Here is a 21,675-nt window from a genome sequence, read left to right on the forward strand (position 1 = left end):
GATAACACTGACTTCCCCGCTCCTACTAGGGTCCGGGTCTATTGCATAACTCAAAAATATCAACTCCTAGAAATCATATAATTACTTCATTATCATAAACCCAAAATTAAAAAAGTACAAACAAGAATTTATTCAGGAAAATAAGGGTTTAAGTGAATTAATACTTCTTCAATATTGTCGTATCTCTCCATCATTCTCCCTTTGATCAGCTTTGCAAGGTCGTGACCTTCCTTAATGGTTTTATAGTGGTCAATGGATATTCTTAGATCCACTAATACATAATGACCAAGTTCCCTCGCTCTAATCCGATCAATCCTCTTTACCTCAGGAAATTCATTCACTACATTCCTATATTCTTGTAATGTTGCAGCATCAATATTACGTTCAAGTAAGATATCGAAAGCTTCTAGTAACATTTCCTTAGAGATTTTATAAATTAAGTAAGCTACAAAGATGCTGGCTGCTTTATCTCCATAGTGTAAGATAAAAATGTCAAAACGTTCGCCCATTATTGAGAGAAGAACCCCAATCGCTGCAGCAATCGAAGCCACAATATCTGCTTTGTGGTCAAGGGCGATGGCTTCAATTGCCTTACTATTATGCTCTTTAGCCACCTTTAATGATGAACGATACAAAATAATCTTAGTAATATAGGAAATAATTGCTACCCACATCGCTAAGTAACTTGGTGTTTCTACTTCATGGAAAAACCCAGCGATTCCTTCATAGACCACATAGATGGAAACAAGGAAAAGTAAAATTCCTACGATTCCAGAAACAATTACTTCTGCTTTTCCGTGACCATATGGATGTTCCTTATCAGCCGGTTTATTGGAGATTTTAATAACCAGTAAGACAATAACAGAGGCAAATACATCTGCTGCAGAATGTATACCATCCGCAAAAACAGCGTCACTATTTCCATACCAACCTATGAAAAGCTTTCCTAATGTTAAGAGAATATTACTAATCACACTAATCCAGGCAATTTTCTTCGCTAAGGATTCCCTCATCTATCTAGTCCACCTCAAAAAAAATTTCTACTTCTCCACTTGATTATTCCCATTAACCTCCATCTTCATTTCTTCCACTTCTTCTTCGACCGTGATTCTGTTAATCGCATCATGCAGAAAATGAAAAGCCTCATCCAATTCTTCCCTTGATGGATACTTATCTTTGTTCATAACTTATCAGCTCCTTGATTTTTGTATGAGTAATCTTAGAATAAAACGTAGAAAATACGGTTGTACCAAATTAACTAAAGGAGTGTGCAGCATGGATAAAAAGAACGCTACAAACAACAGCACTGATCTCGCTGGACGGACGTATGAAACAAGTGATTATCAAAAAAATGATGTGATGTCTACAGGGTTAGCTACCACACATGAACAGGTAAGTGACACCTATATGGAGGGGGAAATCGATACATCCACCGATGACGATTTAAATGCAAAGGATCTCCCGATTGCACAAAAGCCATACAGAAACGAATAGAAATGCGTAAGCGCCTTGCTCAGGGGCGACAGGCATAAGACGAGCCGTCAAGAAGGTTGGTTTTTACCTTCTTGACGGATTGACTTATGACCCCGAGCCCCTAGGCGCTGAAGCTAGACAAGTAAAATTAGAGAAAACAGCTTTCCAAAACGCGAAAGCTGTTTTTCTGTTTATTTATCGTCATCCACATATGGATCATGTTCATATGCCGGAAGGTCTCCAAAGCTTGTCATGATGCCGTCTTCATCTAATGACTGCTCATAGCGTTCGTGTTGTGCATTTGGATAAACCGTGATATTGTTTCCATACATATCATTACCTACAAAGTTTTCATAATCCTCAACATACCCCTCATTTTCATCTGGTTCAATACCAACATCATTGTAGTGGTCTTGTGGAAAAGCTAAATCTGAAGGTGTATCGGAGGTTCCCCATTGCTCTACAATCTGCCAGGAGTCCTCCGCATCAAATGCTACATTTTCATCCTTTGAATCCATATCAAATTTTCCAAACGGCGGCATCAATACCCCCTCTTCAATCGGTCGATCTTGCGAAACAACTTGATCTGGACTATGTTCTTTACAATAGGTTGTATTTGGCAATGCTTCTAATCGTTCATAAGAAATTTCGTTTCCACACACTTCACATTTTCCGTATGAACCATTTTCCATTGCTTCTAGAGCCTTATTAATATTTCTTAGCTGCAAATCAGTATGTTCATTTAATGCGATATCCTTTTCACGTTCATATAACTCTGAACCCTCATCTGCAGGATGATTATCATAACTTGATAACTCACCCATCGATTCATGAAAATGACCTCGTTCTAAACCATAATGGTCATTTTGTTCGAGACGCTCTTCTATTTCCTCTTTTTCCTTTAGTAATTGCAAACGAAAACCAGCAAGCTGCTCTGTCGTTAACATAGTAAACCCCTTTCAAGGCTTATTGCTCATCTATATCGCCCAGTTAATTTCACCTTTTTCAGTACCTTTTTATTTTCATTGATTTGGTCGTTGATTATGTAATGAATTTCGTGATTCCAACAAAAACCTAATTGTACTTTTGAACAAGCTGAATAAGTTTTTGGCGTGCGTGTATCTTAACATATAGAACGATATTAGAAAAAGAAAAGAGGGGACTTCAATGGTAAACGAAAATTTTAATAAGTTCAAAAAAGAACAGGAGCACCACCAAGGTGTATACTTGGGCGGCGCTAACCAACAACGCGGCAAGAATGACCCTGAATATAATAACCAGGACAATACAGAGAAATCCGTAGGAGCAACTGGGAGAAAAATAAATGGGCAAATCGAGTAGCGGGGAAAACGAACAACAAAATATGAAATGGTGGCAGCTTTCATTATTTGGAGTAGGTTGTACAATCGGTACAGGGTTCTTCCTCGGGTCCAGTATTGCCATCAAAATGACTGGACCTGCGATTCTTATCGCCTTCATCCTTGCAGCGGCAGGAACCTACTTGGTCTTTGATGCACTTGCAAAAATGACTGCACAAGAACCACTTAAGGGCGGGTTTCGTTCCTATGCGAAAAAAGCCTTCGGCAGGTGGGCAGGCTTTAGCAGCGGCTGGGTCTATTGGATGTCGGAGGTATTGATTATGGGCAGTCAAATGACCGCTCTTTCTATCTTTTCACGATTTTGGTTCCCAAAAATTCCACTTTGGGCGTTTGCTGGTGTTTATGCTCTTCTGGGACTAGTCGTCGTCCTAATCGGTGTAAGTATACTAAACAAATTGGAGAATATTCTTGCCGTCATAAAAATAGCGGCCATTTTAATGTTTATTATTATTGCTTTATTGGCGATATTCGGAGTAATTGATGGAGACCGGCCTATTCAATATCCAGACAGCAAAAAGGATTTAATCCCTCATGGTGTACTAGGGTTATGGTCCGGGGTTATCTTTGCCTTCTATGCCTTTGGAGGAATTGAAATCCTTGGCTTAATGGCTACCCAATTAAAGGATCCAAAGGAAGCTCCTAAGGCTGGAAAAGTAATGCTGGTCACTCTAATGGTTATCTACATGCTTTCCATCGGTCTTGCCGTTATAATGGTTCCATGGAATCAATTTAATGGCGAGAAAAGTCCATTCGTTAATGCTTTAAACAATTACAATTTAACATTTATTCCACATCTTTTTAATGGAGCATTAATTATTGCGGGATTTTCGACAATGGTTGCCTCCCTTTTTGCAGTTACCAGCATTCTTGTAACACTTTCTGAAGAAGGGGATGCACCAGGATTGTTTTGCAGACAAAGTAAACTAAAAGTTCCTATTCCCACTTTACTCATTACCGTTTTAGGAATATCTGCTTCCATTGTCTGTGCGCTTTTAATGCCTGGTCATGTTTATGAATACATTACGACAGCTGCAGGACTCATGCTCCTTTACAACTGGATTTTTATTTTAGCATCATCATGGAAATTATTAGAGGTAACAGCAAAAGATAAAATAAAATACTCCATAGGAATCCTGTTCATTCTTATCGCTGTTAGCGGAACCTTATTTCATAGCACAAGCCGGCCTGGTTTCTTCATTAGCCTGGCTTTCATTGGGATTATAGGCTGCATAACATTAATTATGAATCTTAAGTGGAAAAAGAAAAAGAAAAAGGGCAAAGTACTTAGTCCTTGGCCAACCGCTTGATAGCCAGCGTCTATATTCGCTGGCTTTTGTTGTTATCCAAATAATACATTAAAGGCTTGGAAGCCAAAGTAAATTCCGAACCCAATTAGGGATACTCCAGACAGAAGCGATATTCCCACAAGCAGCTTTGATGTTAAATATTTCCGAAAATTACTCGCAATCCCAGCCATCGTGAAATCCCAAATAAGTAATCCAATAAATATGGCACTGCTGTAAAGGATTAATTGACTTGTTTCATAGGTTGCTGCAGTCTTGGCAAGTACTGAGCCGTAAATACCCAGCCAAAATAAAATCGTTAATGGGTTAGATATAGACATAAAGAAACCAGATAAAAAAGACTTTACTAAATGTTCATCCTTTCTTTTCTCTCCTATTTTCAACCTATTAGCAGAAAGCATGGTTTCAATTCCAGTATAAATTAAGACAAAACAGCCAAATAACCATAAAAAGGTTTTCATAAAAGGAGTTTCTAGGAAGTGAACCACTCCAAAATAAACAATCATCATGTAGACTCCATCAGCTACGACCGCCCCGACCCCTATAAGCCATGAATGCATAAAACCAAATTTTATCCCCTTATCAATTTGCGCGGCATTAATGGGGCCAATAGGAGCCGCCAGCGACAATCCTAGTAAAATATAACTCAAAAATATATTCATCACAATCTCTCCCTGAATTTAAATAGAAGCCTGTCTATCAATTTCTATTCAGGAAAAAGGGGTTGTACCACATTATTTTCAAAAAAAAGAGAGTCTTCTTTAGGTAAGAACACTCCTTAAGCCGTCTTTACAGTGTTGAATACAAAATATTTTTGCCCTAGGTAATTACTTATTGTATAAAGCACACTTCCCAAAAGCACAGCTCCATTTTGTTCTACAGCTGTATTTTCAAAATGAAAGGAGGTGAACCAAATCATTAGCTTTTCACTGCAGAAATATGCGCCAAAATAACAGATGAGTATAATCGTCAAAAATCTTGGCAGCCCCTTTTGAATAGAGACCGTACTATTGAAGGTATAAGATCGATTTAATAGATAACTAATACAAGCCCCAGCTAAATTCCCCACAAAGGTCGAAACCCAATACGAAAGATGTAGTACATTTAGTAAAAAGAAGATGATAAATAAACCAACACATGTATTGATAACCCCAACAAGGAGAAAACGAATGAATGAATTAGTTGGTTTTATAAAACTCCTCCTCCTCATTTTTTCTAATTAGATGACGCCGAGGAATTGGCATTGAAAAGGTATCAATATCTATAATAAACTTGGGACGCTGCTTCGATTCCTTATAAATTTTCCCTACATACTCTCCAATTAATCCAATCGCAATTAGCTGCAAGCCGCCAATTAACCAGATAGAAGTAATAAGTGACGTCCAGCCAGTTTGTGTTTCCCCTAATGTTTTTAACATTAAAAAATATAAGCCAAATAACAGGCTAAGGAAAAAGGAAACGAAGCCAATCATTAAAACAAAGCGAATCGGTGAAACAGAAAAGGAGGTAATTCCATCAAAGGCAAAGGCCAGCATTTTTTTTAAGGGGTACTTTGTTTCACCTGCTTGTCTTTCTTTACGGTCATAGTAGACGATATCCGAACGAAATCCGAGAAGCGGCACAATTCCCCTTAAAAAAAGATTTACTTCTTTAAATCCTTCTAACTCCATTAAAGCTCGTTTACTCATTAAACGAAAATCTGCATGATTATAAACAAGGTCTACTCCTAATTTTCTCATTATCTTATAAAAACCTTGAGCCGTACTCCGCTTAAAAATTGTGTCAGTATCCCTTCGCTTCCGAACACCATAAACAATCTCATTTCCTTCATTAAATTTATAGATAAACTCCCGAATGACTTGAATATCATCCTGTAGGTCTGCGTCTATAGAGACAACACAATCTGAAGAGTCCTTTGCTGCAAACAATCCTGCTAACAATGCGTTTTGATGTCCAACATTTCTTGATAATTTTATACCGCGGACATGCTCATTTCTTAATCCTGCTTTATAAATGATTTCCCATGTTCGATCCTTACTTCCATCATCGACGAACAAAATCTTGGTTTTATCTGAAACAAGCTGTTCGCTCACTAACTGTTTAACAAACTGGTACAATTGGTGAATGGTTTCAGGTAAAACATCTTCTTCATTATAACAAGGCACGACTATTGTCAGGACAGGTTCCATCTGTAATAACCCCCGATGTTTACAAAGTCTTGTATAAATAGATTTTCCATGCGGAACTTTTCGATTCAAATACCTTATCTAGTGACAGGTGGTTTTCCTCTGAGTTTGTTATAGGCAATGCTGATAGGATATATGTACCACCCATCTCTTTAAATACTGACGTATTTAATTGCAGGTTTTTTAATTTCCTTTTTGAGTCCTTCTTGACCATATATTTTTTCCCTAGCTGGGCCGTATAGATATAACACCGGCCGCCCCACTGGTCAAAATATTTCCGAATATTTTTATTTTTTGCTAATTCCGACTCTATTATTTGTCTGAATTTGTGCTTATAGGTTAATGGATAGAAGTTATTATAGGTATCCAAAGTGTAAAAGCCATTATACTGGGAAATGGCAGGATGTATTCCGATACTAGCCACCCGATAGTTTTCTTGATCTAGTCCGATATGCTCTTTAATCTCTGCAAATAATTCCTCTGCATAAAACTCTTTTACCGTTGGCTTTTTCTGATAGATAATCTCATCGTTATATAAACACAATAATAGAATTTGCAGGATGGCAAACCATTTTGCGGTTTTAGACCAGCTATGCCCTTGAAGAGAGAGTATCTTCAATGCCAGAGCAAATCCAGCATATATGACCATTGGCCTTAAAAAGTGATAACGGGCAAAATTAAAGGTATCCATAAAATGAAACACTTTCGTTAATGGTAACCAGCCTTTATAAAACCAAAAAGCATACCAGAGAGATAACACAAAATTTAAGACAAATAAAAAAACAAAGAGCTTTTCCTGTTTCCAAAGTTTTTTTGAATAAACAAAATAAAGGGCAATTAACGTTACAGGTAAAATAAATAAACCATGTACCGTCATTACATGCGTATGTCCTAAAACATAATTTTTCAGTGTTAACCGTACTACCCTCCATAAGGGTAAATAAGCATGGAAATATTCGTCACGGCTGTTTAATTCAGTGGAAAATAAAAAAGAATAGATTAGTCGGTATTCAACGAGCATGAAAATACAAGTCATATAGGCAATAGCAAAAAAGAAACGCAGATTCCATCTTTTGCTCCTGATACCATCCAAGAGCCAAAAGATTCCCATCGCACTTAAAAAAAAGAAAAAACCGAGAACGATACTTGCATAAAATGGGATGAGCGTTAGGACTATGTAATCCTTCTTCGTTCCTTCTCCGTTTCGAATATTAAGGAAAGCCCACAGTGCGAGCGGCATTCCCAAGGTACTTAGCATTCCTGATGGCCAAAACGGGGTTAAACTAAAGGCAAGTGCTGTTCCAATCTGTAGGAAAGTCCATTTATCACCTGCAAGGAAATGTTTTTTTAATAGTAAATACATCCCTATAAATGCGACTATTCTGGTTAACGTCTGACTGAGACCATATGCAATCATGGTTGGAAACAGCGCATAGAGCCATACAATGATGCTGTATTCCGTTCCAAATGCATTTCTTGGCACCCCGTTAATAATTTGGGGAATCACCGCATTTACATCTCCAAACATTTGACCGCTTTTGGCTAGAACTTTATACCATGCTAAATTCGAATCCAAGTTATCATGAACACGGATATGAGCATTCTCTTGGAGAATAAAAAGTGGGGAAAGATATATTGTTAGAATTAGCAAAGCAAAAAGGATGAACCTCAGCTCTTTTTTCGAATCTCTGTACACTCATTCACACCTCGTAAACCTGTGTCCTTTATATGACCCTACATTTAATAAAGTTTGCATAGTGAATGGAAATTATTCCTTTTAACCAATTGTTTTCCTCCCTTTAAGCACTACTCTAGATAAAAAATAACCTTCCGAATGAACGAAAGGTTATTTTTACTTTGATTTAATGTTTTAATTGTATAGTATCGTATACATTTAGAAGAGTGTCGAGCTTTTGGCTGCATTGAACAACATTTGGGTTACAGTATCCATATTGTTCCGCTAGATCAATCATTTCTAACCTCGTTTTTTCAATATCAGATAACAAATAGTCCAGGCTTAGTTCCATAGCTCCAACCTCTTTTCACGTTTATACCATATTTATATTATTAACCTTAATTTATTAATTTTAACAATATAATACAAGTAGAATTATTAAAAATAATTGTATCATTCGTGAACATTATACTAGTACAATTTCACTATTGGTTTATTCTGTACTTAATATAGATTCAAGTTCCTTTACAAGGGTCTTTCCTGTTTCAATATACTGTTCAGGAAAACTAGCGTCCTTATCAACTGGTTCAGAAAATTGATTTAAAGTGCCTGCGTCACCTATATGGTCATCAAGTCCTATTTGATACTTATGAGACAATAGGAATGGTCGGCCAAGCTCCACTGTACAGTTTCTTGCGTCTAACTGCCCATCAATAGCTGAAAATGGCAGCCTTAGAAATTGATAGCCCACTTCATCATTAATTTTGTAGTCAAAGGCACCATGGTCATAATCCCAGCTACCGCCGATTGAATAACCGATTGGCTTTAATTTTTGTTCTAGCTTATACAAATCAAATTGTTTACCTTCTATAGTTGATGGTATTTCAATCAATCTTTTCGCCCCCTTATTATCATTATTTATTAGTTTTCCCAAAAAAGATAAAAAATAGAGTACTGATTTTGTCAGTACTCTACTTTTTTATTTATTAAAGTCTTTTTTCTAATTCAGCTTTTTTCTCTTCGAAGCCTGGTTTGCCTAGTAAAGCGAACATGTTTACTTTGTATGCTTCGACTCCTGGCTGGTCGAATGGATTTACTCCGAGCAGGTATCCGCTCATTGCACATGCCTTTTCGAAGAAATAGACAAGGTAGCCGAATGTGTATTCATCAAGTTCTGGGATGGATACGATTAGGTTTGGCACTCCGCCGTCTGTATGTGCAAGCATTGTTCCTTGGAATGCCTTATTGTTTACAAAATCAACGGTTTGTCCAGCAAGATAGTTTAAACCATCTAAATCACTTTCAGCTTCTTCTATTGTTAATTCATGTCGAGGTTTTTCTACCTTAATGACTGTTTCAAACAAATCACGGCGACCTTCTTGTACATACTGTCCTAGAGAATGGAGATCCGTTGAGAAGTTCGCAGAAGAAGGGTAAATCCCTTTTTGGTCTTTTCCTTCACTTTCTCCAAACAACTGCTTCCACCATTCAGAAAAGTATTGAAGCCCTGGCTCATAATTGATTAGCATTTCAATTGTTTTCCCTTTATTATAAAGAGCATTTCTAACAGCAGCATATTGATAAGCAGGATTTTCTTCTAGCTCAGAATGACTGTAGTCTTCTTGTGCCTTAGCAGCCCCCTGCATCATCTTATCAATGTCCGCACCACTTGCAGCAATAGGTAGTAAGCCAACTGCTGTTAAAACAGAATAACGTCCGCCTATATCATCTGCAATCACAAAAGATTCATAGCCTTCTTCAGTTGCCAAGGTTTTCAAAGCGCCCCTTGCTTTGTCTGTTGTTGCATAAATTCTCTTCTTTGCTTCTTCTGCACCATATTTTTGCTCAAGAAGCTTACGGAAAATTCTAAAGGCAATTGCTGGCTCCGTTGTCGTTCCAGATTTTGAAATAACATTGATAGAAAAGTCTTTTCCATCAAGAAGGTCCATAACATCTCTCATATAGGTGGAGCTAATATTATTACCAACAAAAATGATTTGTGGTGTTTGACGCTTTTCTTTTGGCAGGGCATTGTAGAAGCTATGCTGAAGCATTTCAATTGCCGCTCTTGCTCCCAAATAGGATCCACCAATACCAATTACAAGGAGTACGTCTGAATCGGCTTTAATTTTTTCTGCCGCTTTTTTAATACGAGAGAATTCTTCCTTATCATAATTTGTCGGAAGGTCTATCCAGCCTAAAAAGTCACTTCCTGCTCCTGTCTGCTCATGTAGTGAATGGTGTGCGACCTTCACGGCGTCCCGCAAATATGTAATCTCATGTTCTGCAAAGAAGGCTAACGCTTTTGAATAATCAAAACGTATGTGTGTCATGTATGTAATCCTCCAAAAATTTTATTTTCAACTCTCACTTTAACGAATGCCTGGCAGATTATCAAGAATAGGCTTTCCTTGTAAGCGTACCCATTTTCGCCAAATTTTTTACATGTTAAAGAATTTGTCGAAAAAGAAAAACGAGCATTTAAAAATGCCCGTTATTTTTTACAGTGACTCACGGTAAATTGTTACAACATCTTCTCTATTCAATTTCGTAAAGTTGCCGAATTCACCGTAAACCATCGCTTTGTCAGCCATTAAGTCAATTTTGCTGTCATCAATCTTATAGTCTGCTAAACGCGCAGGTGCACCTATACTATTCCAGTACTCACGTAATTTTTGAATTCCTTCAAGTCCTGCTTCCTCTGCACTTTTCCCTTCTGGATTAACCCCAAACACTCTGACGGCTAGCTGTTTAAAGCGCTCTGGTTTAACTTTAAGATTATGTTTCATCCAGTGCGGAAATAAAATCGCAAGACCTCCGCCATGCGGGATGTCATATACAGCTGAAACGGCATGTTCAAGATTATGTGTAGCCCAGTCACCACGATAACCCATATTTAAAATACCGTTTAAAGCCATTGTTCCATTATAAAGGATGGTTGCTCGATGTTCATAGCTCTCTAAGTTCTCAAGCAATTTAGGTGCGGTTTCCATTACTGTAATCAGTAAGGATTCACACATGCGATCCTGGAATAATGTATTCTCTTCCAAATGAAAATAATGCTCTAGTACATGGGACATCATATCGACAATTCCATATATCGTTTGATCTCTCGGAACAGAAAAAGTATGTACTGGATCTAAAATCGAGAATTTTGGAAAGGTAAGTGGGCTTCCCCAGCCGTATTTCTCATTCGTTTCCCAATTAGTGATAACGGATCCGGAGTTCATTTCTGAACCTGTTGCCGCTAAGGTCAAAACCGTTCCAAAAGGAAGCGCAGCTGTTACGGCTGCTTTTTTTGTGACCAGGTCCCATGCATCTCCGTCATATTTTGCGCCTGCTGCTATTAACTTCGTACAGTCAATAACACTGCCGCCGCCAACGGCTAAAAGGACATCAATGCCTTCTTTTTTACATATTTCTACGCCTTTACGTGCCGTTGTAATTCGAGGATTCGGTTCTACCCCTGGTAATTCAAAAACCTGTGCATTGATTTCTTTAAGCAGGTTTATCACTTTGTCATAAAGACCGCTGCGTTTAATGCTGCCGCCGCCGTACACCACTAATACCTTTTGTCCATAAAGAGGGATTTCCTTTTTTAATTGCTCAAGCTGTCCTTTACCAAAAATTAATTTGGTCGGATTCCAAAATGTAAAATTTTGCATGAAATGCACCATCCTTTCACCTTTTATTATTATTGAAAAAAATATTTTTTGCAAAGATACTGATATGAATATTTATATACATTTATCTACAATCTAATAGTGAACAAAAAATTTGATAGGAGGAATCCTGCTTGAGTACGATTCAAAGAATTGCTTTAATTCTTACGATCATCGGTGCTATTAATTGGGGATTAATTGGTTTTTTTGGATTTAATTTAGTGGAAGCTATTACTGGTGATAATTCAGCACTATCAAGAATCATTTATGGCTTAGTGGGAATTGCTGGACTTATTAATCTTGGACTTCTCTTCAAGCCAAATGAAGCACATGTTAGGGAACCAGAAACAGAAACGACAAGATAAAGGTATAAAAAAATCCTTGCAGTGGTATCGCAAGGATTTTTTTATATCCATCCTCTAAATTCTGAGGCTTCTACCAATTTTCTAACTCCAACCATATAAGCGGCAACACGTAAATTTACATTGTTGTTTTTTGAAAGGGTATAAATTTGTTGGAATGCACTGACCATCTTCTCACGTAACTTATCTGCTACTTCTTTTTCGTCCCAATAATAGCCTTGCTTATTCTGTACCCATTCAAAATAAGAAACAGTCACTCCTCCAGCTCCTGCCAAAACATCCGGAACAAGCAGTATGCCTCGTTCAGAAAGAATCCTTGTCGCTTCTCCAGTTGTGGGGCCATTGGCAGCCTCCACTACTATCTTGGCCTTAATATTTTGAGCATTTTTAGCTGTAATTTGATTGGAGGTCGCTGCTGGTACAAGAATATCACATTCTTGTTCAAGCAATTCCTCATTGGTGATGGTTCCATCAAAAAGGCTGGTTACCGTACCAAAACTGTCGCGACGCTGAAGTAAATACGCAATATTTAGGCCATCTGGGTCATAAAGGGCACCATAGACATCAGAAATCCCCACGACAATGGCTCCAGATTGGTGCATAAACTTTGCAATGTAACTGCCAGCATTACCAAATCCCTGAATAATGATCCGAGCCCCTTTAATGGGAAGACCTTGTATTTTGGCTGCTTCTTCTATACAAATGGCTACTCCAAGTGCCCCTGCTTCTTCCCTGCCTTCTGAGCCTCCCAGAATAAGAGGCTTTCCTGTAATAAAGCCAGGGGAATCAAATTTACGGAGGCGGCTATATTCATCCATCATCCAAGCCATAATCTGAGAATTGGTATACATATCCGGTGCCGGGATATCTTTGGTCGGACCCACAATTTGACTAATAGAACGAACATATCCCCGGCTTAAGCGTTCGAGTTCACCAAATGAAAGGGTCCTTGGATTACAAAGAATTCCTCCCTTTCCACCGCCAAAGGGTAGATTAGCAATTCCGCATTTCAAGCTCATCCACATTGACAATGCTTTTACCTCATCTTCAGTGATTTTGGGATGAAAACGAACACCGCCTATCGTTGGTCCCACTGCATCATTATGTTGAGCTCTATAGCCAGTAAAAACTTTTACAGACCCATCATCCATCCGAACCGGAATCCTTACAACCAACATTCTGATAGGTTCTTTCAAGATTTCAAACGCATTTTCTGTAAATCCAAGTCTTTTTAAAGCATCATGAATAACAATCTGCGTGGAGGTAAGAAGATTTAAGTTCTCTTCCTCTTTATTATTTTCCCATGCAGTGTTTGTTACATCATTCTTCCCCATTTTGGCACCTCAGTTTTTTTCATTTAGGCAAGCACTTCTTTAATACGTTCTATTGCCCAATCTAATTCATCCTTCGTAATAATCAGAGGAGGAGCGAAACGAATTACCGTATCATGCGTTTCCTTACATAAAAGCCCTTTCTCCTTTAATTCTTCACAATATTTCCGTGCTGGCTCTGTTAATTCTACCCCGATAAACAAGCCGCGGCCACGTACTTCTTTAATCCTCGGATTATGAATTTCTTTTAATTTGCTTACAAAATATTGACCTAATTCCAATGATTTATCGGAGAGGTTTTCATCCATTAAAACATCCAGCGCTGCAATTGAGACTGCACATGCAAGTGGATTTCCTCCGAAAGTAGAACCATGAGAACCAGGATTAAATACACCTAATATATCATTATTTGCTACTACACATGAGATGGGAAAAACACCGCCGCCAAGTGCTTTACCAAGGATATACATATCAGGCTCTATATCTTCCCATTCACAGGCAAACATTTTCCCGGTGCGAGCTAAGCCAGCTTGAATCTCATCTGCAATAAAAAGAACATTATTTTCTTTACATAAGTCAAAGGCCGCTTTCATAAAGCCTTCAGGTGGAATAACAATTCCTGCTTCGCCTTGAATGGGTTCAATTAAAAATGCTGCGGTATTGACGGTAATAGCAGATTTTAGGGCTTCTAAATCGCCATAAGGAATAAGTTTTATTCCAGGAAGCATCGGTCCAAATCCACGTTTATATTCAGCTTCGGAGGACAAGGAGACGGCCGTCATCGTTCTGCCATGGAAGTTTCCTACACAAGCAATAATTTCTGCTTGGTTCTCAGCTACTCCCTTTACATCATAACCCCAGCGTCGTGCAGCTTTAATCGCAGTTTCGACTGCCTCAGCACCTGTATTCATTGGAAGCGCCATATCTTTATTTGTTAATTTGCAAATCTTTTCATACCATGGACCTAATTGATCATTATGAAAAGCACGCGAAGTTAACGTTACTTTATCTGCTTGGTCCTTTAATGCTTGAATAATTTTTGGATGACGATGGCCTTGGTTAACTGCAGAATATGCACTTAACATATCCATATATTTATTTCCCTCTGGGTCCTCTACCCAAACTCCTTCCGCACGAGAGATAACAATTGGAAGCGGGTGATAATTATGTGCTCCGTATTTTTCAGTTTGTTCTATTAAGCCTTTCGATTTCTTTTCTACTGCCATTAAACTTTTCCTCCGTTTCAATGGTGAGCTATGTACATACCTATTGTAGCCGAGCCTGTAAAAAGAATGAACAATTATGTAAAAAATCTTTTTTATATAAATAAAAACCTAGCTCCCTGCTAGTTGATAGCAAGGAGCTAGGTTTTTCATGGTTATTATTTCTTGATTAGATCTTCACGTTGAGATTGGTCAATCCATTCTTGCAGCTTATCTTTTAATGTGTTAAAGCCTTGTTGTCCATCAACTTCTGGCACGATAGCAGCCGCTTGACGCTTACGAGGTTTCTTTGGTTTAGCAACAGCCTGTTGAACAGGAGCTTCTTCCGTTGCACGAATTGATAAACCAATTTTTCCAGCATTTTCATCAATTGACAATACTTTTACCTTAACTTCATCTCCAACTTTAAGATGGTCGTTAATATCTTTTACATAACCATGTGTGATTTCTGAAATATGCACAAGACCTTGTGTATTTTCATCTAATGCTATGAACGCACCATATGGTTGAATTCCAGTTACTTTACCTGCTACAATACTTCCAGTTTCGATCTTTTCTGTCATGAAAACACTCCTAAAAAATAATTATTTTATCTTCTATATACGCAATAAGAAATTATAGCACACTGTAAACATTTAATCAAAAGAGGTTTTCCAAGAGGAAGGAAAGGAAAACGTTAACATAATGTTCAAATAGGTTTTTTTCTAGAAAAAAGAAATTTATGTTAGAATGAAAATGAGATAATATCTGGTGTGGAGAGGTGATCATGAGTGAATACAATTGGCAGTACGATCAAAACTTATCGAGAACACTTGAAAATGACAAAAGGGGAACTAGCGCAAAAAATTAGAGTAGGGATTCATACGCTCGAAAAGTATGAATCTGGCGAACAAATTCCAAGTACTCAAACACTTTTAAAATTATCTACCGTTCTCGACATCCCAGCTTCTGAACTTTCTTTAGACCAACTCGATAAACACATATAATTTATATTATGATTGTATAAAGTAAGCAAAAATGGGAAACCATTTAGTTATAAGCTTTCTAGTATTCCCCCCTTTTTGAAGTGGACAGCCTAATAAGGTGTGTCCTCTTTTTTTTTTGAAAAAAATGTAAGAATACGTGTGAAAAAAGAGCCAACTGGAGAAATTATGATAACGAACAATCAGTAGAAGGTGGGTTGCCTACGTGGAAGAGAAGGTTTATTACCGTAACCAGCTAGTGAATGATATTAATATTTATTATGAATTTTACCCAAATCCTAATTCCAAAAGGACACTAGTCCTGCTTCATGGATTTCTTTCCTCCACTTTTAGCTATCGAAGATTGATTCCTTTTTTAAATAAAGAATATCAAGTCGTTTCCATTGACCTCCCTCCCTTTGGCAAGAGCGGGAAGAGTAACAAGTTTGTTTATTCCTATCGTAACCTAGCTCAAACGGTTATTCAGCTCATTTCTACACTAGGTTTAGAAGAAGTTACTCTTATTGGCCATTCTATGGGCGGACAAATTGTCCTCAATATCCTGCATCAACAGCCCGAGTTAGCACAAAAGGCAGTCCTGCTTTGTAGTTCATCCTATTCCAAACGTTCAAAACTGCCATTGATTATTGGCAGTTACATTCCCTATTTTCATTTATATGTAAAGTTTTTTCTCGCTCGTTCAGGTATCATGCAAAACCTTCAAAATGTCGTTCATGACCACTCCCTAATCAGTGATGAGATGCTGTTTGGTTATTTACAGCCCTTTTTAAAGGATGAAATTTTCTTTGCCTTAACAAGAATGATTCGCGACCATGAAGGCGACCTCTCAACGGGAGTACTTAAACAAATTGCCCATCCATGTTTATTAATTTGGGGTGAGTATGACAAAGTTGTCCCTTTAACTGTCGGAAAGCGCTTAAACAATGACTTAAGAGAATCTGAACTGGTTATTTTAAGGGAAACGGGTCATTTAGTTCCTGAGGAACGTCCTGAGGATGTTTTTCAGCATATCAAACAATTCCTGGCCTAAAAAAACGACAGCAAGCTTAAAGATATCTTTAAGCCTTTGCTGTCGTTTATACTGTACATGAGTCGTTATCCTTTATCAACAGCAGTTCATTAGCAATTTTCAAGCACTGTTGTATTGGTATGATTCTCTCAAAGGAAAATTCATATATACTTTGTATTCTGGCTGCTAATGCCTCTGGGTTGTCTATTTCATGAATGGCTTGGATGGTATCAGCAATCTCCGGGTCATAATTACCATTCTTTATCTCGAAAGGGTCCCATTCATTTAATAGGTCCACAAATTGCAAATTCGTTTTCATTTTACTTTCCATTGGTCTCCCCCTGCTTTTCTATTTGTCTAGCTGCAGCGCCTAGTGGCTCGGGGCAAGGCGCTGTAGCTTTTCTATTTCAGGACGTATTCCGCTAGTACTGTTTGGAGTTCGTAGATATTTAGGTTTTTGTTAAATTGTTTTTGAAGTGGGAGCGCATTGCCTGATATCCAGATTTTTAATTCTGCGTCCAAATCGAAGCTTCCCGCCGTCTCAATACTGAAATGGGTAATACTTTTATAGGGAATGGAATGGTACTCAACCTTCTTTCCTGTTAACCCCTGCTTATCCACTAGAATCAGCCGTTTATTGGTAAAAATAAATAAATCTCTAATTAACTTATACGCCTTTTCAATTTTTTCATTCACAGCAAGTATTCTAGCGAATTCCCTTTGTGCATCTGCAGGGTTTACCTCTGCGGCATTTCCCATCATACCATCAAAAAATCCCATTAAACCCACACCCTTCCTTGCTACTTTCTAACATTAGTATATATAAAATTTTTATTTACAACCATTACTATTGGATTAACTCCAACAAATGCTGAAGCATTTGTTCACCTGAGATTAGCGCTTCTCCTCCTCCTTGTGCGAACGCATCACTACCACCTCCCTTACCATTAATGGTAGAAAGTGCATTTCCCATTACCTTTTTCATACTTGCTGTTTCTGCCGGACCTCGTGCACAAACAAGCTGCAACCTATTTTCATTTTGAGATACGATTAACACAATCGTTTCTTCATCCTCCGCAATAATGATTCGTGCTAATTTTTGCAGCTCCTGAATACTTCTGTTTTGAAATACACCACTGACAATTCTGTTCTCACTTTTACCCTTTTCTAATAAACTCTTTGCTTCGTTGTGCAGCAGGGACTCACGTGATTGTTCTAATTCTTTCTCCATTGATTTACTATTCTCTAGAAGCCGGGTCACTGCCTCCACCATATCTTTTTCAGGAGCATTAAGCAGTTTGGTTAGCTCCATAAGCACCTTGTTTTTTTGAGCAAACTGTTTCACCACACGATTTCCACAAACAAATTGTACGCGGACTTTTTTCTTTTGTCTTTCCCAGTCTACTATTTTTATTGCTTGGACTTCACCCGTTGCTTTTGGATGCGTTCCACCACAGCCGTTATAATCAAAGTTTGGAATAATAACAAGCCGAATATCCTCTTTAACCTTTGTTTCTTTTCGCAAATCATAATGGACTAGTTCATCTTCTGTTACCCATTTCGTTTCGATTGGACGATTTTCTAAAATAATCTGGTTGGCTAGTTCCTCTACTTTCACAGCTTCTAATTCCAAAAGATTAGCTGTTTCTAAATCAATGGTTAGCATTTCATTTCCTAGATGGAAACCGATGGTCTTATATCCATATAGTTGTTCAAAAGCAGCTGAAAGAATATGTTGTCCAGCATGCTGCTGCATATGATCATATCTTCTATCCCAATCAATAACACCATAAACGGGAGAGCTAACATCCTGTAAGTCGCTTTCGAGGTAGTGACGTACTTCTCCCTCAGCATCCTCCACATTAAGTACTTTAATGTTTTCAATGGTTCCCATATCATGCGGCTGCCCTCCACCTGTTGGGTAAAAAGCAGTTTGATCCAACACTATGTAATACTTTCCATCACTGTCTTTTCCTTGGTTCATTACTTGAGCAGTAAATGATTTTATGTAAGCGTCTTGATAAAATATTTTATTTTCCATGCTTGTTAACTCCCAATTAAATTTATTAAAAAACCTGTCCCCTCAATTATGAAGAAACAGGCTTGTCAGGTCTAATTTTTCTTACTTATTTTTTTGTTTATTATTTTTCCTTTGAGATTTCACCGCATGCAATCCTATCACCAGCATCTCCCTCTGGCTGGGTCATGCCATCATCTTTTTCCTCATGTATGACAAGGGTCGTACCATCTTTTTTAATAAGCGTCTTCTTCCCCTCTTTTAAGGTTAAATTCGCAGCCATTATTTCTGCCTTTACGGTCCCGTCATCCTCGACAATTATATTACGAAGGTCTCCGGCGTGTGAGCCTTTCGGATGCAAAAGACCATGTTCTTTTTCATCGGGGTTTAGGTCTTTTCCAGACGATTTAAAGTCAGGCTTTTTACATTCACCTTTATCATGAATGTGTACTGCGTGCTCACCAGAAGGAAGTCCCTTTAAATCAAAAGTTAATTTTATTCCACTTGATACCTCTTGGAGTTTAACTTTCCCAACAGAATCTCCCTTAGCATTTACCATTTTTACATCGAGTTTAGTAATATCCTTTTCCAAACACCCCGTGAGCAGGATAAGCGGAATCATCATCCAAACTCTTTTCATACGTATCCCCCCAAAATAGACATTTTGTCATAGTATCATCTTGAGGCGAAAATTTTATGTAAAAAAAAAGAAACAGCTTAATGTTCACTGTTTCCTTGACTATGCTGCTCTGACATTATTTTTTCTTCTAATTCTTTTGCTTTCATCGCTTCACGCTTAGAGATTTTGATAATGTACCGCATGGTTAAAAAGGCACCGATTAAAAAGATTGTAAACGTAATGGCAGCTGGGCCATACTCGGATTTATCTTCAGGAAAGTATAGAAATAATGATAATACAAATGGCTGAAACATTTTTCTCTCCCTTTCTATAAAGGAATGTCACTAATAATTAATTATAGCAACAAAAAGTGTATCCTGCCATAAATTGAATTTCACAAATTATTTCAATACCTTAATCCCTTTAATGATTACATCTTTTTCTGGTTTATCCTTAGGATCTACAGGAGTTTCGGCAATTTTATCAACGATATCCATACCCTCTATCACATGTCCAAAAACGGTATGGCGATTGTCTAGCCAAGGAGTGCCTCCTCTTTCCTCATAGGCCTCGATGATTTGACTTGGAAAGCCTGCCTTTTCCATTTCTGTTTTCATTGATGGATCCACTGATTTTTTCTGTACGATAAAGAATTGACTTCCATTCGTATTTGCTCCTGAATTAGCCATCGATAATGCTCCATATAAATTAAAAAGATTGTTTGAGAATTCATCCTCAAATGGCGTACCGTAAATACTTTCCCCACCTGTTCCATCTCCATTAGGGTCACCACCCTGAATCATGAAGTCATTAATAACCCGGTGAAAAATCAGACCATCATAATACCCTTCTTCGCTATGCTCGAGAAAATTTTCTACTGCTTTTGGAGCATATTCGGGGAATAATTTAATTTTTATGTTTCCCATCGTCGTTTCTATTTCAACGAGTTTTTCATTTTCAGAAACCTCATTTGATAGTTGAGGATAAACTGCGTTTGCCACTTGATCGCTCCCTTCCTTTTCCTCTGTTTTTGGAGCAGTACTATTTGGTGCTGCTTCCTCTTTCTCCTTGCTTGTCCCACAACCTGCCAAGACAAGAAATCCAATGATTAACAGTACTAATAATTGCAAATTCTTTCTCATTTATCATCCCTCCATTTAATTAATTTAACCGATAATTTTGTTTTTTGCACTTTGTTTTTTATATAATAGAGGTAATAGAGTGAGGAGGAAAGCTTAATGTCTGAATTGCAGATTGGCGAAGTAGTTACAGGAATTTATAAAACAGGAAAATATATTGGGGAAATAACCGAGGTTCGTCACCAGCATTATTTAGTAAGAGTATTAGCGGTTGTCAAACATCCCATGCAAGGTGATTTACATAATCCAAAAGAAGCCGACGTACAAATTTTTCATGAGAGGAAAGCTCTATCCTATCGTGAGCAGGCCAATATCCCAAAACAAATGGTAAAACCTTTCAAGGAAGAAGTGCCAGACTATCTCGAATCCTTAAGACAAGCAGTTGATAAAATGAAAACAGAGCTTACAGAAAATGCAACCCCTTGGGCGGAGATGAGTTTAAAAAGTATAGCATCTTTAGAAAAAGATTATTTCAAATAAATAATTTAAGGCCAAATCAGTTTGAATGATTTGGCCTTTTATGCAAATTCATTTAATAGCTTTGAAAAATCAATGCGGTCACCAATCGTAGTTGGTTTGGGCTTTTCTAAATAGCGTTTATCCTTTTCAACAAGCCGGAATATATTATAAGTAGTCAGCGCATCATCCAGTGCCCTGTGATGTCTTCCTGTTCCTTCTTTACCATATTCCTGTACAGCCTTCCATAATCCTGTTTGATTTTGATCGCCAAAAAACCGCTTATATTCCATAGATAAATCCAACTCTGTGGCTTTAAAGGGAAATGCCACACCCGCTTCTAAACAATTATGCCGAAGAACCTTCATATCCATATTTCCCCAAGTGACGATGGTAGTTTCATACTGATTATTGAATTCACCTAACTTTCGGATGAGTTCATAAAATGAAATTCCCTGGTCAACCTGCTGCTGTGAAATATGTAAGAATGATTTACAGCGTTCAGTTAAGATTGGGAATTTAAGTGGTGTTATATAGGAGGAGAATTGCTCTGTTATTTGATCATCAACCACTGCTACGAGTCCCACCTCAATAATTTCTGCGAAAAAATTCTTCATTCGAACATTTCGTTCAGGCATTGTAAATTCAAAATCAATAAAGATAGTTTGTCTCTTTTCCTTCATTTATTTTTTCACCACCTTTTTGACACTTTCTTACTACCATTATATAAAGAAACATGTACAAAGTATTGTACTAATTCTCTATATTTCTTACATTATATCACGAAATTGACATGAATTTTTTAAATATTTTTTCAATTGTATTAAAAAAAAGATGGAATAATTTCCATCTTTTCA

General features: G+C 37.6%; 28 protein-coding genes. 7 read left to right on the forward strand and 21 right to left on the reverse strand.

Going from position 1 to position 21,675, the window contains the following annotated elements; genetic code table 11:
• Positions 1–128 precede the first annotated feature (128 nt).
• Together M3189_RS09580 and M3189_RS09585 are read right to left on the reverse strand one after the other, a co-directional pair.
• Positions 129–1,013 carry a cation diffusion facilitator family transporter gene (locus M3189_RS09580; protein WP_251633661.1) on the reverse strand — a complete coding sequence of 295 codons (885 nt, stop codon included), beginning with the start codon at positions 1,011–1,013 and terminating at the stop codon, positions 129–131.
• 27 nt (positions 1,014–1,040) lie between these two features.
• Positions 1,041–1,184 (reverse strand): hypothetical protein, encoded by a 144-nt coding sequence (locus M3189_RS09585; RefSeq protein WP_251633662.1) that lies wholly within the window; start codon positions 1,182–1,184, stop codon positions 1,041–1,043.
• 91 nt (positions 1,185–1,275) lie between these two features.
• Between M3189_RS09585 and M3189_RS09590 the strand changes: the two genes are divergently transcribed.
• Entirely contained in the window at positions 1,276–1,494 is a 219-nt protein-coding gene (locus M3189_RS09590; RefSeq protein ID WP_251633663.1) for a YozQ family protein, read from the forward strand.
• Between the two features lie 170 nt (positions 1,495–1,664).
• On the opposite strand, the gene M3189_RS09595 is transcribed toward M3189_RS09590, so the two are convergent.
• Complete coding sequence (locus tag M3189_RS09595; RefSeq protein WP_251633664.1) at positions 1,665–2,420, reverse strand: TraR/DksA C4-type zinc finger protein; 756 nt, start codon at positions 2,418–2,420, stop codon at positions 1,665–1,667.
• Positions 2,421–2,640: 220 nt separating this feature from the next.
• Between M3189_RS09595 and M3189_RS09600 the strand changes: the two genes are divergently transcribed.
• Positions 2,641–2,814 (forward strand): hypothetical protein, encoded by a 174-nt coding sequence (locus M3189_RS09600; RefSeq protein ID WP_251633666.1) that lies wholly within the window; start codon positions 2,641–2,643, stop codon positions 2,812–2,814.
• Positions 2,798–4,159, forward strand: a complete 1,362-nt coding sequence (locus M3189_RS09605) for an amino acid permease (RefSeq protein WP_251633667.1) — start codon at positions 2,798–2,800, stop codon at positions 4,157–4,159. Before M3189_RS09600 ends, M3189_RS09605 begins: the two co-directional genes overlap by 17 nt.
• A gap of 32 nt (positions 4,160–4,191) precedes the next feature.
• On the opposite strand, the gene M3189_RS09610 is transcribed toward M3189_RS09605, so the two are convergent.
• From M3189_RS09610 to M3189_RS09645, 8 genes are all read right to left on the reverse strand, one after another.
• The gene (locus M3189_RS09610; protein ID WP_251633669.1) at positions 4,192–4,818 is read right to left on the reverse strand and encodes a LysE family transporter; all 627 of its coding nucleotides are present in this window, start codon (positions 4,816–4,818) and stop codon (positions 4,192–4,194) included.
• Between the two features lie 116 nt (positions 4,819–4,934).
• Entirely contained in the window at positions 4,935–5,366 is a 432-nt protein-coding gene (locus M3189_RS09615; protein ID WP_251633675.1) for a GtrA family protein, read from the reverse strand.
• Positions 5,335–6,345, reverse strand: coding sequence for a glycosyltransferase family 2 protein (locus tag M3189_RS09620; RefSeq protein ID WP_251633677.1), 1,011 nt, complete (start codon positions 6,343–6,345; stop codon positions 5,335–5,337). The genes M3189_RS09615 and M3189_RS09620 overlap by 32 nt, the downstream gene beginning before the upstream one ends.
• A 19-nt stretch (positions 6,346–6,364) precedes the next feature.
• Positions 6,365–8,038: a DUF6044 family protein gene (locus M3189_RS09625; RefSeq protein ID WP_251633678.1), complete on the reverse strand. Its 1,674-nt coding sequence runs from the start codon at positions 8,036–8,038 to the stop codon at positions 6,365–6,367.
• A gap of 166 nt (positions 8,039–8,204) precedes the next feature.
• The gene (locus M3189_RS09630; protein ID WP_251633680.1) at positions 8,205–8,369 is read right to left on the reverse strand and encodes an aspartyl-phosphate phosphatase Spo0E family protein; all 165 of its coding nucleotides are present in this window, start codon (positions 8,367–8,369) and stop codon (positions 8,205–8,207) included.
• Positions 8,370–8,510: 141 nt separating this feature from the next.
• Positions 8,511–8,909: a YugN-like family protein gene (locus M3189_RS09635; protein ID WP_251633681.1), complete on the reverse strand. Its 399-nt coding sequence runs from the start codon at positions 8,907–8,909 to the stop codon at positions 8,511–8,513.
• 94 nt (positions 8,910–9,003) lie between these two features.
• Entirely contained in the window at positions 9,004–10,350 is a 1,347-nt protein-coding gene (locus M3189_RS09640) for a glucose-6-phosphate isomerase (RefSeq protein WP_251633683.1), read from the reverse strand.
• Between the two features lie 168 nt (positions 10,351–10,518).
• Entirely contained in the window at positions 10,519–11,682 is a 1,164-nt protein-coding gene (locus M3189_RS09645; RefSeq protein WP_251633685.1) for an iron-containing alcohol dehydrogenase, read from the reverse strand.
• 131 nt (positions 11,683–11,813) lie between these two features.
• Between M3189_RS09645 and M3189_RS09650 the strand changes: the two genes are divergently transcribed.
• The gene (locus M3189_RS09650; RefSeq protein ID WP_251633687.1) at positions 11,814–12,044 is read left to right on the forward strand and encodes a DUF378 domain-containing protein; all 231 of its coding nucleotides are present in this window, start codon (positions 11,814–11,816) and stop codon (positions 12,042–12,044) included.
• A 41-nt stretch (positions 12,045–12,085) separates the two neighbouring features.
• On the opposite strand, the gene M3189_RS09655 is transcribed toward M3189_RS09650, so the two are convergent.
• From M3189_RS09655 to yugI, 3 genes are all read right to left on the reverse strand, one after another.
• Positions 12,086–13,375 (reverse strand): Glu/Leu/Phe/Val family dehydrogenase, encoded by a 1,290-nt coding sequence (locus M3189_RS09655; RefSeq protein ID WP_251633689.1) that lies wholly within the window; start codon positions 13,373–13,375, stop codon positions 12,086–12,088.
• Positions 13,376–13,398: 23 nt separating this feature from the next.
• Positions 13,399–14,598 (reverse strand): ornithine--oxo-acid transaminase, encoded by a 1,200-nt coding sequence (locus M3189_RS09660; protein WP_251633690.1) that lies wholly within the window; start codon positions 14,596–14,598, stop codon positions 13,399–13,401.
• 155 nt (positions 14,599–14,753) lie between these two features.
• A complete protein-coding gene (gene yugI / locus M3189_RS09665) occupies positions 14,754–15,158 on the reverse strand; it encodes a S1 domain-containing post-transcriptional regulator GSP13 (RefSeq protein ID WP_251633692.1) in 405 nt (134 codons plus the stop codon).
• Positions 15,159–15,365: 207 nt separating this feature from the next.
• Between yugI and M3189_RS09670 the strand changes: the two genes are divergently transcribed.
• Together M3189_RS09670 and M3189_RS09675 are read left to right on the forward strand one after the other, a co-directional pair.
• Positions 15,366–15,581, forward strand: coding sequence for a helix-turn-helix domain-containing protein (locus M3189_RS09670; RefSeq protein ID WP_251633693.1), 216 nt, complete (start codon positions 15,366–15,368; stop codon positions 15,579–15,581).
• Positions 15,582–15,783: 202 nt separating this feature from the next.
• Positions 15,784–16,608: an alpha/beta fold hydrolase gene (locus tag M3189_RS09675; protein WP_251633695.1), complete on the forward strand. Its 825-nt coding sequence runs from the start codon at positions 15,784–15,786 to the stop codon at positions 16,606–16,608.
• Between the two features lie 46 nt (positions 16,609–16,654).
• On the opposite strand, the gene M3189_RS09680 is transcribed toward M3189_RS09675, so the two are convergent.
• The 6 genes from M3189_RS09680 to M3189_RS09705 form a co-directional block, all read right to left on the reverse strand.
• Entirely contained in the window at positions 16,655–16,918 is a 264-nt protein-coding gene (locus M3189_RS09680) for a DUF1871 family protein (protein WP_251633696.1), read from the reverse strand.
• A 71-nt stretch (positions 16,919–16,989) separates the two neighbouring features.
• Positions 16,990–17,367: a PH domain-containing protein gene (locus M3189_RS09685; RefSeq protein ID WP_251633698.1), complete on the reverse strand. Its 378-nt coding sequence runs from the start codon at positions 17,365–17,367 to the stop codon at positions 16,990–16,992.
• Between the two features lie 67 nt (positions 17,368–17,434).
• Positions 17,435–18,628, reverse strand: a complete 1,194-nt coding sequence (locus M3189_RS09690) for an alanyl-tRNA editing protein (protein WP_251633700.1) — start codon at positions 18,626–18,628, stop codon at positions 17,435–17,437.
• A gap of 100 nt (positions 18,629–18,728) precedes the next feature.
• Positions 18,729–19,244 (reverse strand): superoxide dismutase family protein, encoded by a 516-nt coding sequence (locus M3189_RS09695; RefSeq protein ID WP_251633704.1) that lies wholly within the window; start codon positions 19,242–19,244, stop codon positions 18,729–18,731.
• A 77-nt stretch (positions 19,245–19,321) separates the two neighbouring features.
• The gene (locus tag M3189_RS09700) at positions 19,322–19,537 is read right to left on the reverse strand and encodes a hypothetical protein (protein WP_251633705.1); all 216 of its coding nucleotides are present in this window, start codon (positions 19,535–19,537) and stop codon (positions 19,322–19,324) included.
• 87 nt (positions 19,538–19,624) lie between these two features.
• On the reverse strand, positions 19,625–20,365 hold the full coding sequence (locus M3189_RS09705) for a peptidylprolyl isomerase (RefSeq protein WP_251633707.1): 741 nt from the start codon (positions 20,363–20,365) through the stop codon (positions 19,625–19,627).
• Between the two features lie 96 nt (positions 20,366–20,461).
• Here M3189_RS09705 and M3189_RS09710 point away from each other — a divergent pair, with 96 nt between their 5' ends.
• Positions 20,462–20,842, forward strand: coding sequence for a kinase-associated lipoprotein B (locus M3189_RS09710; protein WP_251633709.1), 381 nt, complete (start codon positions 20,462–20,464; stop codon positions 20,840–20,842).
• 38 nt (positions 20,843–20,880) lie between these two features.
• On the opposite strand, the gene kapD is transcribed toward M3189_RS09710, so the two are convergent.
• A complete protein-coding gene (gene kapD / locus M3189_RS09715; protein WP_251633711.1) occupies positions 20,881–21,501 on the reverse strand; it encodes a 3'-5' exonuclease KapD in 621 nt (206 codons plus the stop codon).
• Positions 21,502–21,675: the final 174 nt, after the last annotated feature.

It is taken from the genome of Neobacillus niacini, from assembly GCF_023715415.1.
GTDB classification, from domain to species: Bacteria; Bacillota; Bacilli; order Bacillales; family Cytobacillaceae; genus Neobacillus; species Neobacillus niacini_C.